The organism is Mucilaginibacter terrae, from assembly GCF_042679325.1.
Classification (GTDB): Bacteria; Bacteroidota; Bacteroidia; order Sphingobacteriales; family Sphingobacteriaceae; genus Mucilaginibacter; species Mucilaginibacter terrae.
On record NZ_JBHTMJ010000008.1, the window covers coordinates 197,699 to 212,640 of the forward strand.

Consider the following 14,942-nt stretch of genomic DNA (forward strand, 5'->3'; position numbering starts at 1 on the left):
TTTATGTGGTTTAATGAATCGCTAAAACTTCATATTTAAATAATTACGATTATGAATTTCATTAAAAAGTATAACCGGATTCGTATTTGAAAAAGCTGTTCTTGAAAATATCGGGCAGCGCGTTTGACGAATGCATGGCTATTTTACGCGATTCGGGTAGGTGTGTATTCCATACCGATGATGTGATAAAAAGGTTAAAAAGCTTATTACCGGTTAAGCGAGCTTCAGCCTCGTTAGCCACAAAACAGCATACGTTAAGGTTACGGCTTTTATCGAACCAATAAATATTTTGCTCCCTAAAACCAAACGGCACATCAGCTTTTACAGCTGTAATAATACTGCCCGATTGATGAATAGTAAGGTGATATGGAAAGGCACCTGCTTCCAGTTCTTTATCAAACGGGTTAAGGTTCATGGGTTTAATGTATAGCCCTGCCTTACTGTTATTAAAGGAGCTAATGTATGCCTCCGCCAGTTCTATACGATTGTACAGGGCGCATATATCATTATCTTTTGAAGATAGCACTACAAAGATCTGTGCCTTGATTCCGCTTTGGTTTTCTAAAATTTCCTCAACATTCAGTACCGCTGCTTCTTTTGATATATTAACGTCTTCGTGCCCCTGCACAAGTTTTAAGGTAACTTCGTTTTTCATGGGTATAGTAAAAGGCACCCGGCTAAGGTAGTTAGGGGGTGCAGGTAAGATGTGTTTGCCGGCAACTATGTACGTTGACGCTTGGGGTTAAATGCCACAATATGAGTGAGTTCTTCATTCATCACACTGCGATTATCCAGTTTTTCCTCGTTTTGGTTTAAAGGTTGGTTTAATCTGGACTTAGTTAAATGGAATACCTGCAACAGCATTTCGGGATAAACCTTTTGCACTATGACCGGATGGTAGTTCCGCTGAATACGGTCGGCTTCGGCAGCAGTAGCCAAACCCAGTTCCCAGCGGTCTTCACCTTTAAAGCCGTGTTCTTTGGCTGTATTCATCAGGTCGTACATGTACATCCTGGTTTCTCCTTCTATTGTTTTCTTTTGCATTTTATTTAGCTTTTTTACCTACGGCGTTATCGGCTTTAGATACTGATGTTTTATCGGTTTGATAAGATGATGTTTTTTTGCCGGCTTCAGGGCTTGCAGCCTTCTTTTTGTCTTTTACGGCATTTTTACCTTTACTCATGTGGTGTTTTATGTTAATTCGTATTTGAGCTTGCGGATGTCTGTATCTAACAGATTAATATCTGATTGAGTTTAACAGGCATCGTTCTTAAAACGTGAGGATAATATAAGCAATTGCTTTTTCATAAGTTTACTGATCAATGTTGTATTAGCTAACGCTTAAATATCACCGTACCAGAAAATGGCAATGCCTAATAATGTATTTTTTGTGCGGGGAAGGAATTTCTTAAAGGTAAGTAATGTTTATGGATTAAACTATTCTATTCCACAGCAAAAGATCGATCATACATTGAACATCTTATTATATATAACTCGTAATCAAGCTTTTTGTTATGGCTTTGTTAATAAATATTTAATTATTACAAGTCCAGGTATTTAGTATCAATTTAAATTATTGTTAAATAACTTTACCAAAAGGAAAATATTTGGTATTTAATGATTACATTGCCAACTTATTAAAAATAATATAATGCAAAAAGAAGGAACAGTAAAGTTTTTCAACTCCGAAAAAGGTTTTGGCTTTATCTCACAAAATGAAAACAGGGCAGATGTATTTGTACATTCATCTGGCTTAATCGATGAAATTCGTGAAAATGATAAAGTAACTTTCGATGTAGAAGAAGGCAAAAAAGGCCTGAACGCGGTAAATGTAAAAGTAATTTAAATAGTCACTATAACTTTAATCGTAAAGCATCTGCCTAACAGCAGGTGCTTTTTGCGTTTAATGCAGTTTAATGGGCTGCCCCCCCAAACTTAAACACTAAATATGCTAATACATATTTCTTATTTTTACAGCACGGTTATGTAGAGCTATGTGAGCTGTTATCAAACAAATATCAATATAATTACGTCACCTATTTAACTGGTTCACTTGTCAGGCTTATATGGATTTGCAAAAAATTAGAAATATTATCGCTTACTTTTTTGCACAAGAACAATTTTCGGATGCATTAAGGGTTACTTTAAGTACTCTATTGCCGGTAAGCGTACTTTTTTATTTTGAACAGCCACAAGCTGCAATTGCTGTGGGTTTGGGCTCTATGTCTATGAGCTTTACCGACTCGCCTGGCAATATCAGCGAAAAACTACGATCATTTGTGGTGAGCTTGCTCCTGTTTTCAATAATCCCCTTTGTTATAACCGTCTCGTTAATTAGTCCCTGGCTTACCGCTGTTGTTGTGGTAATGTTAACTTTTATACTGTCATTACTTAATGTATATGGCAACCGTTTTTCGTTCATCAGTACATCATCAATTATACTCATGATCTTTGTACTGGGCTTAAAGCCGGTTAATGTGTTCAATTTTACAGCTTTTTTGTTAACAGGAGCGGTTTGGTACTCCTTAATAAGTTTGGTGCAGGCCAAACTGTGGCCTTTTCGTTCTGTACAGCATGCTATTGGAGAATGCATGCGTTCTACCGCAAATTTCATTGAAGCAAAGGCTCCCTTTTATGATCCGGCTATTGCTATAAAAGCTTGCTATAATCAAATCATCATCAGGCATGCACAGGTTAATGAAAAGCAGGAGCACATGCGAAATATCCTGTTAAAAAATGAGGTAGCTATGGGTGCAAATAATGTAAAAGGACAATCTTTTATAAAAATAGCCTCGGGTGTTATAGACTTGTACGAGCAGGTAACAGCCATACATTATGATTACGAGTGGGTAAGATCGGCCTTAAAGTCAACAGGAGCTTTAGAGCTAACCGCACAAATGATCAAATTAACCGCACAAGACCTTTATGCGGTAAGTGAAAACTTATTATCGAACAAACCTTGGAAGCAAAGCCTCTATTTTTTGAATAAAATGGCGCAAATGAAAACAAGGCTGGATCATATTATTGAAAATGAGAACGACGTAAACAAGGAGATATTGAAACGGTTAAAAGTTAACATTGATGAAGTTTTTGTACAGGTGCAAAACATTAAGACCGTGCTGTTAAGCCGCGAACCAGAAAGCGATGACAGCGGTACCCAACCTGATTATGAGCATTTTTTTAACCGGCAGGAGTTTAGTTTTAAACAGATCAAAGCACATTTAAACATTCATTCGCCCATCTTCAGATTTTCATTAAGATTGGCTATTGCCTGCTTATTTGCTTTTGCTATCACTTTTATTTTTCCTTTAGGAAATTATAGTTACTGGATATTACTAACCATTGTAGTTATTATGAAACCTGGTTTTAGTTTGACTAAAACCAGGAATATCCAGCGCCTAACCGGCACATTAGCGGGCATTGCCGCCGGGCTTATTCTACTGGCCGTTGTGAATGTATTTGTATTACAACTTACGCTTTCCATGATATTTTTATTAGGATTTTTTGCCTTTAATAAATCTAATTATACCGTAAGCGTGGCCTTTATAACTACCATGGTCATATTACTTTTAGATATACAAAGCAACCACCATACCATCTATATTTTTGAAAGAATTTTGGATACCCTTATTGGATGCGCAATAGCTTTATCGGCTTCTTACCTGTTCCCGGTTTGGGAGGCTCATAAATTACATACCGTTATTAAAGAAGTATTAGAAGTAAACATTAACTATCTCGAAAAACTACTGAGTAGATTCTCTGGTCAGCAGGTAAGTGTTACCAGCTATAAATTATCTCGCAAAAACGTATTTATTAAGCTGGCTAATCTTTCAACGGCTATACAAAATATATTATTAGAACCACAGAAGTTTAATTTTAACATTAATGATGTTAATCATTTTCAAATGCTTATTCACCAATTATATGGCACGGTAGCTTCGTTTTTTATTACCAACACTAATAATAAGTACGAAGAAGAACAATTAACGTTAACTACGCAAGCCATTAATAATCTTAAAGACTGTTTACAAAATCTTCTTGATCATCATAGTATTAGCTATAAAAGTCTGTATTTTGAAGAGGATGCAGATCATTTTGTTGATCCAACCAATCACAACTTTACTAATCACCAGGTACAGTTATTATTGAGTATAACTATTAAGTTGAAAAAGCAGTTTCAGGCTGGCCATTAATTCATAATTGCGTTACTAATTAACCGTAGAACTTTCTGCTCAACGTTATGTTATGCAAATGGCTTCTTAATTACGGAGTTAGCCTTAATATAACGCCGGGCTATTGCTTTAAATGAGAGAAACTAAGAACAAGATTGATCCCAATAATATAACTTTTAAAAAAAGACTGGCTGCTTTAGGTAATCTGCCGGCCTTTTTTAAGCTGGCTTGGCAAAGCAGTCCGTCCAAAACCTTAATGAGTTTTATATTACGCATACTGCGGTCGGCCATGCCGGTAGCACTATTGTATGTGGGTAAACTTATTGTAGACCAGGTAGTATTATTAAACCGTACCCCCAATATATCCGACCACACCTATTTGTGGCAACTGGTTGCATTGGAGTTTGTGTTAGCCATAGCTACCGACGGATTAAACAGACTTATTAATTTATTAGACAGCCTGTTAGGCGACTTATTCTCCAATTATACTTCGGTAAAGATCATGCGCCATGCGGCTACGCTGGACCTGGACCAATTTGAGGATTCGGTATTTTACGACAAGCTGGAGCGTGCCAGGCAACAAACTATTGGTCGTACCATGTTGCTATCGCAGGTAATGAGCCAGGTACAAGATATGATTTCGATGGCATTTTTAATAACCGGTTTGCTGGCCTTTAATCCATGGCTTATTTTGTTGTTGCTTGTAGCTATTTTACCGGCATTTTTAGGTGAATCGCATTTCAATAATCAAAATTACGCGCTCTCCAGAAGCCAGACACCCGAACGGCGTGAACTGGATTACCTGCGGTATTTGGGTGCCAGCGATGAAACGGCCAAGGAAGTAAAGATATTTAACCTGGCCGATTTTGTGATAAGTCGTTTTAAAACCTTATCAGAAAGGTTTTACGCCGATAATAGCAGGTTGGCTGTGCGGCGGTCGGCGTGGGGAAGCTTTTTTTCATTAATAGGAAATACCGGTTATTATGGTGCTTATTTGTTCATCATTATCCGTACTATTAACGGCTATTTGTCGGTAGGCGATCTTACTTTCCTTGCCGGCTCGTTTAGGCAACTAAGGGCACTAATGGAAACGGTGCTTAACAGGTTTACCGCGGTATCGCAAGGTGCCATTTATTTGAACGACTTCCTGGATTTTTTCGAGATAAAACCCAGGATTTCTGTGGCTGTAAATCCATTGCCTTTTCCTAACCCGATTAAGCAAGGCTTTACTTTTGAAAACGTAGGCTTCCAATATCATAATAGCGAACGCTGGGCCAACAGGAATTTGAATTTCACACTTCACCCAGGCGAAAAGCTGGCACTGGTTGGCGAAAATGGTGCCGGTAAAACTACTTTAGTTAAACTACTGGCCCGCCTGTATGAACCTACCGAAGGCCGCATTTTGTTGGATGGTGTAGATTTACGTGAATATTCCATTAACGACCTGCGCTTTAATTTAGGGGTAATATTTCAGGATTACATTCGCTATCAAATGACACTTGCACAAAACATCGCTGTAGGTAACATCAAGGAAATTGATAATAAAGAACTGATTATTAAAGCGGCTACAGAAAGCTTAGCCGATACATTAGCGAATAAATTACCGAACAATTATGAGCAATGGCTGGGCAGACGCTTTAACGAAGGCATAGAGCTTTCGGGCGGTGAATGGCAAAAGGTTGCCCTGGCCCGTGCTTATATGAAAGATGCACAAGTACTCATATTAGATGAACCCACCGCAGCCTTAGATGCCCGTGCCGAATACGAAGTTTTTCAGCGCTTTGCACAACTTACCGAAGGTAAATCAGCAGTGTTGATTTCGCACCGCTTTTCAACCGCGCGTTTGGCAGACCGCATTATAGTTTTGGAACAAGGTGAAATGCTTGAAATTGGTACACATGAGCAGCTTTTGTCCCGAAAAGGCCGTTACGCCGAATTGTTCGAATTGCAGGCAATGGGTTACCAGTAAAAGCAATATTAAAATTTCATATCGAGGCCCCAATTGTCGGCCAGTTTTTGTGCTTCCTTACGGGTAACCTGAATTACTGCCGGGTGCTTAGGTACCGAAAAATTAGTAGCTTTCATTACCCCTTCATTAAAGCGACCTAAGTTTTTAAAATTAACAAAATCAGAGGTTTCACTAAAACCGAAGTTATGCGGGTTTAAACGGTAAATATCATAAATCAATACCCACTTATTTTCACCAATCCGTTTATAAATGGTTGGCGCCTCGCAGCCTACCTTTTCGGGATCGTACCATTGAGGATCATACTGATAACCGGTATGAACCGAATCTGATACAGCTTGTTTTACACCGGAAGTACCATCGTGCGAGGCATATAACAGGTGGTATTTGTTGCCAACCTTGGTTATATCGGCATCAATGTAAGGTACACCGTTGGGGTAATCAAACAAGGATTTTGGATGCGTTTCCATAGCGGTAAAACCTTTGTTCATATAAGTGTAGTAAACCTTTTCTTTTCCGGCACCATAACGCATACTAAAGTACAGCATGGTTTTCTTCTTTACCTCGTCATAGATCATTTCGGGCGCCCAGGCACAGCCAATATCGGCCAGTTCGGGAAAAGCCTTATCAACCCTTAAAACCATGTGCGACCAGTGTACCAAGTCGGCCGATTTCATGAGCACCAGCCCACGGTTATTGCCCCAGCCGTATTCCTTGCCATCGCGCTCCCATTGGGTAGTACGGTAACCTGCTTTATCACCATAGATGTGCAGATCGGTTAACGCCAGGTAAAACAGGCCATCAGGCCCACGGTAAATATAAGGATCGCGGATGCCTTTTTGTTCGGCAATGGTATCCCCGGCAATAATGGGCTTCGCTTTATTTACATCGGTAAAACTATAGCCATCTTTGCTCAGGGCCATATATAAACCATGCGTATCATCCTTAAAGTAAACCATGAGGTAAGCACCCATGTTTTTCTCTTTCGGAACTTTAGATTTCTGCGCGGAACATGCACCAGTTATCAGGGTACAAAATATCAGCCAAACTAATTGTTGTTTCCTCATAACATAGTTTTTAACTAACCTGTTACTTGCTGGTTAAGGTAACAACTCCTGTTTTTAAACCTTTCGACAAAACATTAACCCGGATGCCACCCGCTTTTTCTGAAGACTGTACCAACCCAACCAGCATACCGCTAAATGCATTCATGGTTGGTTTGTGAAAAGGCTGCAAGTTGGCAGCATCGCCGTTGGCTATCGCTTTAAAATTGCCTGCTCCTGTTACTTGAAAGTTAAGCAGATTGGTTGCATCAGGACAAAGATTGCCGGCCGCATCGCATATACGGGCAGAGATAAAAGCAATGTCTTTACCGTCGGCATCAATTGCTGAGCGGTCAGCAGTTAACTCAATATGATGTGGCTTTCCTGCTGTTTTAACTTCTTGCTGAGCTGCGGCTTTGCCATTATTGTCATAAGCCACTATCTTTAACGTTCCTGGTTCGTACTTTACATTTTTCCACATCAGGCGGTAACGGCTTAGGTTATCAGTTTTATTTTTCTCCTGTTTACCCATGCTTTTTCCGTTAATGAAAAGCTCGGCCGATGGGTAACTGGTATAACAAAAAACCGGTGTTACTTGCCCCTCGCGACCGGGCCAGGTCCAATGTGGCAGCACATGCAGGGTAGTTTTCTCCGTATTCCATTTGCTGCGATATAAGTAAAAACGATCTTTAGGTATTCCTGCTAAATCAACAATTCCAAAATATGAACTATGTGATGGCCACTTACTGTCGTAAGGTGTAGGCTCGCCCAGGTAATCAAAACCTGTCCATACAAATTCTCCTATTACATACTTCAAGTCGTCTTGCTTAACAAATTCATCTTCAGGTATTTGAGACCATGGGCAGGCCTCCAGGTCATAAGATGAAGTCTGATTGTCATCATACATCTTATTTTTAAATAATGCTGCCGGGAATTTGTAAATCCCCCTCGAACTAACCGTTGATGCCGTTTCGGTCCCTAAAATAAACCCCTGTGGTAGTTTGCTATTGGCTTCATCATAACGGGCAGGCTTATAATTAAAACCAGGTATATCTAAAATAGAAGCAAAGTTATTGGTTAAGGCGGCATCAATGCGGTCCATACCAACGGTTACCGGTCTGCTTGGGTCCTCGCGATGACATATATCCTGCAACCATTTGGCTAATTTATTACCGCCTTTGGCACCCTGGTCAGGTACTTCGTTGCCTATGCTCCACATAATTACGCTCGGATGATTCCTATCCCTATGTATCATGTTTACGATGTCGCGCTCGGCCCATTCATCAAATAAATGACTGTAACCGTTTTTTACTTTGGGCGTTTTCCATTCATCAAACGATTCTACCATCATCATAAAGCCCATTTCATCGCAAAGCTCAACCAATTCGGGGGCAGGCATATTGTGCGTGGTACGAATTGCATCGCACCCCATTTCTTTTAATATGGCTAATTGTCTCCTTAAAGCAGATTTGTTTACCGCGGCGCCCAACGGACCCAGATCATGATGATTACATACCCCTTTAAACTTGCGTATCTCCCCATTTAAGGAAAAGCCTTTACCTGCTTCAAATTTGAAAGAACGTACACCAAAGCGTGTTGAATATTCATCCACCAACTTATCCTGGTCGTACAGGCGAGACACCGCGGTGTAAAGTACTGGGGTTTCGGGCGACCATAATTTAGGTGATTTGATAATCGCTTCCTGTACAAATACCGACTGGTTTGTTTCGGTTAAAACAGATGAGGTTTCGCCTACCTTAATGCCTTTTGCATCTTTAATTTCTGTAACTAATTTTAGTGCTTTAAACTGATCCTGGTTAAATTTAATATTGGTTTTCAAAGACACCTTAGCAAAGTCTTTGGTAATAACCGGGGTTGTTACGTATGTGCCCCATACCGGAATATGATCAGTATTGGTCACCACTAAATGTACATTGCGGTATAAACCGGCACCCGGGTACCAGCGTGATGACTGCGGAAGGTTTTCGAGCCTTACTGCCAGTAAATTTTCTGAGCCGGGGTTTAAAAAGCTACTTACATCAAAATGAAAAGAATTATAACCATAAGGCCACTTGCCAACCTCTTTGCCGTTAATAAAAACAGTAGCATTGCTCATAGCACCATCAAAAATAAGGGATGCCTTTTTGGCCGATGAAAATACGGGGACATTAAATTTTAAGCGGTACCATCCTACGCCTATAAAAGGTAAACCACCCGTTCTGCCCGATTTTACCGATTCATCTTTTTCACCGTTTTGAACGATCTTAACTTTCTGAATATCATTATTGCCATCGAACGGCCCTTTAATAGCCCAATCGTGAGGGATGGTAACACTTTCCCATTTATTATCGTTAAAAGTTACGGCTTGCGCATCGGGTTGTTCCCCCTTGCTGAAGTGCCAGCCTTTATCAAGAAGGTATTCTGTCCTGGTTTGTGCTTTTACCGAATTAAAAGAGACGAATAAAACGGAACTAAAAAGGATGGTTAGCAATAGTTTGCTGTTTATGAAAATCTTAGGCATATTGGTTTTATATATAGGCATGTAACGCCGCTAATATAAAAATTTCAGAATAACTATACTGCAAAAACGTAAGTAAGAACTTCCAGCTATTAAACCGGCTCGTATAATTATTAAATTTTAATGCTGATTTAATGATCCTTATTTCAATAACTTATCCATGGTAATATAGCCGAGGTGAATAATATCCTCCTCCAAATTTGCTGTTTCGATCAGGTTGATCTGAAATTTTTCTTTTATTTCAGCCGTTAAGATGTCTTCTATACGGTAAACATCATCTACATCTATGCCATATTTTTCGTCGATGTGCGAATTTGCCCCCTTCATACCTTTAGCCGATTGTTCTCTGAAAAATACCGTTTTCTTAGCCGATTGCATGGCTTGTGTCCTGTTTTCATAAACACCTAACACAGTGTAATGCTGTTCTTCCAGCTTGCCGGTTTGATAACCACCCAGGTTTATAAAAAACAGTTTGGGCCCGTTTAATGTCTGATCTTCCTCTTTTAAGGTGATCTCTACTTTATAGCCGTCTACCGTATTTACTTCCCTCCAACCATCAAGGTGAATGCTATTGCCGGCTTCGGGCCAAAAAGCTCTGATTTGAGGAACCAGGTCTTTCAAATGACGGGCTATCCCGAAGTAGAAATCGTGTTGTTCAACATTACGCCGCGGAGCTTTAGAGCCCAGCAGCAGCATAAATAATTTATATGGTTTTAACGATAGGTCTGTCATTAGTTATGTTTGCTAAATTTCAGTTTGTACTAGGCTTGGCAGCAAACTTTTAATAATCCGGGCAGAAGCTGCTTCACCAAAATCCAGCCCCGAATAGTCGGGATTGTAACCCCCGATATAAGGAACGGCCATCATGTAAATACGCTCATTTAAAGCACCGTAGGCATCCACTACCTGAAAATTATCGTTAATGGCAATGCCGGCAACTTGAAGGTAGTACGCATCATCATGATCTTTGATCACTTTTTTATTGCCATGCTCTATTTCACGCGCACCTTTTTCGGCATCTCTGAAACGGAGCCTGGCCGGGCTTACGGTATGGCTACTTAATAAACTCATATACGGCAGGTCATTATATAATAAGTGTGGCTGGCCCACGCAATCCACAAATGACAGGAAACGGTTTGATACCCTATCTCCCTGTTCATTTGTGTACAAGTAAATAATGCCACCTTCCTGCTGTGGTTCAATGCTGCTATCGTCGCCTACGCTTACAATATCCAAAACTCCTGCATCATAAAGCGCCAACATCTCTTCAACAGAACCTTGCGGGGCAAAAGCTATAACGATAGAAATTAGCGGCATAAGTGTTTTCTGCAAACGCTGCATGTCTTCAGCCGAAAAATATTTGGCCGGGTAATTCATGGCAAAGCTCAATATAGCGAGCATTTCTTTCCAGTAAACAGACTGCTCACGATCTATAGATTTTTCGGCTTCCGCATATTCGGCTTTAAGTAATTGAAATGCTGGCACTGTTTCCCGTAAGCTCATCATCTGGGTAACAAACTCTTCTATCGACAGGTCTTTGATTCGGTCATAAAACTCAGGGCGGTTAGCTTGTAAACCATCCAGGAAGTTTTTACGGTACACATAATCAAGCGGTAAAAAACCTTCGTTCTCATTTCGTACGTTATCAACTTCTTCATCACTTAATATCGAATCTTTAGCCAGGTGTGAGTCTTCGAGATGAAAGCGCAAGGCAGGTAGTAGGCCGTTTCGAGAGTGCATAATGATTTTAAAATCAATACTATCCAAGTTTAACGTAAAGTTGAGCTTGCCCTCTTGTGTACGTGTGAACTGGCCGTTACTGCGGGCCAATGTGCGCAAAGCATCAATTGCTGTTAGCGATGATCCTTTAACGGCTACCGCATGGTTGGCCTGGAAAGCAAGTTTGGCCGGTGGATACGGCGAATCAAAATAGCCCGGTATTTTACCTTCCAGCTGTTTGGGCCAGTTATGGCCGGTGCAAACTATTACTTTGTCAAACTCAAAGGTTTCGTTGTTGCCTGTAACTATATTAACTGTTTGTATTTCGGGAGCATCAATTATATCGGTTATATCGGTACTATAATAAATAGTGGTTGGTATGCCGCGCTCTTTAGCTTGCTGAGTTAACAAATTAAACTGTTTAGACAGATACCTGCCAAACAGTAACCGGGGCAATACTTTATAATCGTTAAAGTTTTCGGGATTTATACGGAAACGTTTAAGCGTATCGCGGTCTTCGGTTTTTATCCACTCTTCAACCGTTGTTACCAATTCCGGTATTTCATTACCCGAGACGTTAGTGATATGCTCATCGCAGGCGCCATCGCGGCTGTAGGGCATACCGGCACCCAGCAATTGCTTTCTTTCAAAAACGGCTATATTTATATCAGTACGACCTGCTTCAACAAGTCGTTTAAACATAAAAAGACCACTTGGACCGCCTCCTAAAATGGCAATGCGGATAAATTTGTTTGACTGTATCATTACCTCAGATGCGGAAGATTACCTTTGTATTTAATAGAATGTTTACTTCAACCAGGTTGCTCCAGGCTGATTTGTTTATAGTTAAACCGGATTGATCCCGACTTGCAAACAGTAACTATAAATTAATACTTTAGTTTTAATACTATAAAAAATTGACGCAGGTTTCATCTATCGGAATTCCAAATGCATTCCTAACCCTCTATTTTTTTGGGCTTTAGGTAACCCATATCGTTTACTTTGTATTATGAGTTAATTAATTAGAACCATATTTAATTATGAGTGTTGAATTAAAAATTTAACACTATGAAAAATCCATTTGTAAAAGAAGACCACAGCGGTGTAACCATAGCTGCCGTTGCCGTGGGTGCTATTACCGCCGGTGCTATAGCCTATTTATATGCTACAAAAAAGGGCTTTGCATTCCGCAAAAAACTATCAGGTAAAAGCAAAGAAGTAAAGGAGCATGCTACCGATTATCTTCAGCATAAGGCACCTAAACTGAAAAAGAAAGTAACCGATTTGCACGATATTGAAGTGATAGTTAAAAGTTAAAGCTTAACGCTATACCATGGAGAGAAATTAAACGCTGGTGTTAAATATAACAAGGAATTTAACCTTTCATATTATTATCAGCGTAGCCTTCAATTGTTAAGTACAACTTTAATAACAGGCTTAACAAGTTGCCAAACTGTACCGGCAAAATAAATATATCATATTAAAAGTGCTTATACAATTGAAGGCCTCCAATTACGAAAAAATACCGATCCACATAAATATGGAGCCCACAATACAGGGGTTAATATTAAATACGAAGGAAATTGATTTAAACTTTGGAATTTGTAAAAACACTAAATATATACCCCTTGCTTGAATATAAAAATGTAGTGGAAAAATAAATTTAGTTACTGAGCTTACCGTTGGCGAAAATAGTTGATTGCAATATTCTGTTTAAAAGGAAGACAAATATAGGAGCTGCTAATACATCAACCGTATAATGCACATGCTGAACCAATAATAAGCATCCCACTATAGTAGTTGCAAAAATAACTAATACCCTGTCTGATTTTTTAGGCAAACAAAAGTACATGGTAAGCAAGCTCGCAGTATGGCCCGAGTAAAACAAATCTTTAGTAACTACAGTATGACCGTAAAACACATTGGTTAAAGGATCTACCAACTCTACCAAACCTGCTGGTGCAGCCAATGGCACCAGCGAAATAGTAAGCATACGGGTGAGACATATAACTATATACAACCACACATACCGTACATAAACTGATGGCGTTTGTACAGCCCTAAATAGTGTTAAACCTGCCATACTCCAAATAACCAGGAAGATATATACAGAAACATCCTGAGCTGGCACATGTGATAATATGTAATCATTTAGTTGTACACCCGGCCTGTGCTCAATGCTTTGAAAAAAGAAAGGCATAGCCGATAAAATAAGCGCAACTACAACAGATCCGGCTAACATGAGCGAACGTTGTGTTGTGGAAGCCCAGATGGCTTTCCAGTTTTGCTTTAAGGAAATAGAATGATTACGGTTCACAGTTAAATAAATACGGGTTTGCAAAAATAGCGGATTATATGATATGTTAAATAATTTTTATGTCAATATTAACAACACGTTACCGGTTAGTTATAATTTATGGTATAATAAAGTAACTTTGCCTCGCTAAAAATACTTTATGAAATATAAGTTAGGCGACTTTGTACGCTTTGTAGATGAACGCATGGAGGGCTATGTTACACGGATCATAGATGAAAATATGATCGGTGTAACAGGTGAAGATGATTTTGAGATCCCCGTGCTGGCAAGCAAGGTTACATCGGTGTATGGTCATCAATCGGGTGGTAATGCAGCCGGTATTAACCCGGCCGCAACAATAATTCCAACTGCCGAGTTTAAGGCAAAAGGGGTTTACCTGGGCGTGGTTGGTGATACTAAAGCGGCTTCAGTTGTGCATTTTAATTTAGTGAACGATACCTCGTACCAATTACTGGCTACTTTTAAAACCGAAAAACAACAGTATAAAGGCGAATATATAGGTATTGTAGCGCCAAACTCGGCAGTTGTAATTTATTCGGCGCAATTGGCCGATATACAACTATGGCCCAAGTTTAACCTGCAGATACTGTATTATACCCAGCAGGATATGAAGCCTGAAACGCCTTTGCTATTTAACGATAAGTTTAAGGCTAAAGATTTTAGCGGTGCTAAAAAAACAGTACCCGTAATTAACCAGCCTGGATGGCTAATAAGGTTAGATGAACCCGAAATGATGCTGGATGCGGAGAAGCTGAAAGAAAGTTTTTTTAAGCCCGCTGCCGAAAAACAACAGGTGGATAAACCCAAGGGCGAGGTTGACCTGCATATTGAAAAACTGCGCGACGATTACCAGTTTATTAATAGCCAGGAAATACTGCATATTCAACTCGATTATTTTAAAAAATCCCTTGATGCTGCCATTGTACACCAACTGCCCGATATTACTTTTATACATGGCGCCGGCAATGGCATATTACGTCATGAGCTACATAAACAGTTAGGTAAACACCCTAAAGTACAAACTTTTATGGATGCCCGTAAAGAAAAGTTTGGCTATGGTGCAACTAAAGTACTTTTGAAATGATTTCAGAGATTTATTTGATTTACCGATATAACACAGCGACCCATTTAAAAAGTATGGAAATGTTAAAAAATCTGTGTGTTCATAAAGCAAACCTTTAATCTAATAATAAGTTAATAAGCATCG

General features: G+C 39.6%; 13 protein-coding genes. 5 read left to right on the forward strand and 8 right to left on the reverse strand.

The features are described from left to right. Positions 1–61 precede the first annotated feature (61 nt). The 3 genes from ACFQ3S_RS07905 to ACFQ3S_RS07915 form a co-directional block, all read right to left on the reverse strand. Positions 62–655: a hypothetical protein gene (locus ACFQ3S_RS07905; RefSeq protein ID WP_377163049.1), complete on the reverse strand. Its 594-nt coding sequence runs from the start codon at positions 653–655 to the stop codon at positions 62–64. Between the two features lie 65 nt (positions 656–720). Then, a complete protein-coding gene (locus tag ACFQ3S_RS07910; RefSeq protein ID WP_377163051.1) occupies positions 721–1,044 on the reverse strand; it encodes a hypothetical protein in 324 nt (107 codons plus the stop codon). Position 1,045: 1 nt separating this feature from the next. Further along, on the reverse strand, positions 1,046–1,183 hold the full coding sequence (locus ACFQ3S_RS07915; RefSeq protein ID WP_377163053.1) for a hypothetical protein: 138 nt from the start codon (positions 1,181–1,183) through the stop codon (positions 1,046–1,048). Positions 1,184–1,651: 468 nt separating this feature from the next. On the opposite strand from ACFQ3S_RS07915, the gene ACFQ3S_RS07920 reads away from it, so the two are divergent. From ACFQ3S_RS07920 to ACFQ3S_RS07930, 3 genes are all read left to right on the forward strand, one after another. After that, positions 1,652–1,846 (forward strand): cold-shock protein, encoded by a 195-nt coding sequence (locus ACFQ3S_RS07920; protein ID WP_377163055.1) that lies wholly within the window; start codon positions 1,652–1,654, stop codon positions 1,844–1,846. A gap of 220 nt (positions 1,847–2,066) precedes the next feature. Then, positions 2,067–4,193, forward strand: a complete 2,127-nt coding sequence (locus ACFQ3S_RS07925) for an FUSC family membrane protein (RefSeq protein ID WP_377163057.1) — start codon at positions 2,067–2,069, stop codon at positions 4,191–4,193. A 112-nt stretch (positions 4,194–4,305) separates the two neighbouring features. Beyond that, the gene (locus tag ACFQ3S_RS07930) at positions 4,306–6,141 is read left to right on the forward strand and encodes an ABC transporter ATP-binding protein (protein WP_377163059.1); all 1,836 of its coding nucleotides are present in this window, start codon (positions 4,306–4,308) and stop codon (positions 6,139–6,141) included. Positions 6,142–6,149: 8 nt separating this feature from the next. Here ACFQ3S_RS07930 and ACFQ3S_RS07935 read toward each other — a convergent pair whose 3' ends face one another. From ACFQ3S_RS07935 to ACFQ3S_RS07950, 4 genes are all read right to left on the reverse strand, one after another. After that, on the reverse strand, positions 6,150–7,205 hold the full coding sequence (locus tag ACFQ3S_RS07935) for a glycoside hydrolase family 43 protein (RefSeq protein ID WP_377163062.1): 1,056 nt from the start codon (positions 7,203–7,205) through the stop codon (positions 6,150–6,152). Positions 7,206–7,227: 22 nt separating this feature from the next. After that, on the reverse strand, positions 7,228–9,702 hold the full coding sequence (gene galB, locus ACFQ3S_RS07940; RefSeq protein ID WP_377163064.1) for a beta-galactosidase GalB: 2,475 nt from the start codon (positions 9,700–9,702) through the stop codon (positions 7,228–7,230). A 138-nt stretch (positions 9,703–9,840) separates the two neighbouring features. Beyond that, positions 9,841–10,431: a DUF1543 domain-containing protein gene (locus tag ACFQ3S_RS07945; RefSeq protein ID WP_377163066.1), complete on the reverse strand. Its 591-nt coding sequence runs from the start codon at positions 10,429–10,431 to the stop codon at positions 9,841–9,843. Between the two features lie 12 nt (positions 10,432–10,443). Continuing rightward, positions 10,444–12,183 carry an FAD/NAD(P)-binding protein gene (locus tag ACFQ3S_RS07950; protein ID WP_377163068.1) on the reverse strand — a complete coding sequence of 580 codons (1,740 nt, stop codon included), beginning with the start codon at positions 12,181–12,183 and terminating at the stop codon, positions 10,444–10,446. A 303-nt stretch (positions 12,184–12,486) separates the two neighbouring features. Here ACFQ3S_RS07950 and ACFQ3S_RS07955 point away from each other — a divergent pair, with 303 nt between their 5' ends. Beyond that, positions 12,487–12,735, forward strand: a complete 249-nt coding sequence (locus ACFQ3S_RS07955; RefSeq protein ID WP_377163070.1) for a YtxH domain-containing protein — start codon at positions 12,487–12,489, stop codon at positions 12,733–12,735. A 346-nt stretch (positions 12,736–13,081) separates the two neighbouring features. Here ACFQ3S_RS07955 and ACFQ3S_RS07960 read toward each other — a convergent pair whose 3' ends face one another. After that, a complete protein-coding gene (locus tag ACFQ3S_RS07960; protein ID WP_377163072.1) occupies positions 13,082–13,735 on the reverse strand; it encodes a phosphatase PAP2-related protein in 654 nt (217 codons plus the stop codon). A 139-nt stretch (positions 13,736–13,874) separates the two neighbouring features. Here ACFQ3S_RS07960 and ACFQ3S_RS07965 point away from each other — a divergent pair, with 139 nt between their 5' ends. Beyond that, positions 13,875–14,819, forward strand: a complete 945-nt coding sequence (locus tag ACFQ3S_RS07965; RefSeq protein WP_377163074.1) for a Smr/MutS family protein — start codon at positions 13,875–13,877, stop codon at positions 14,817–14,819. Positions 14,820–14,942: the final 123 nt, after the last annotated feature.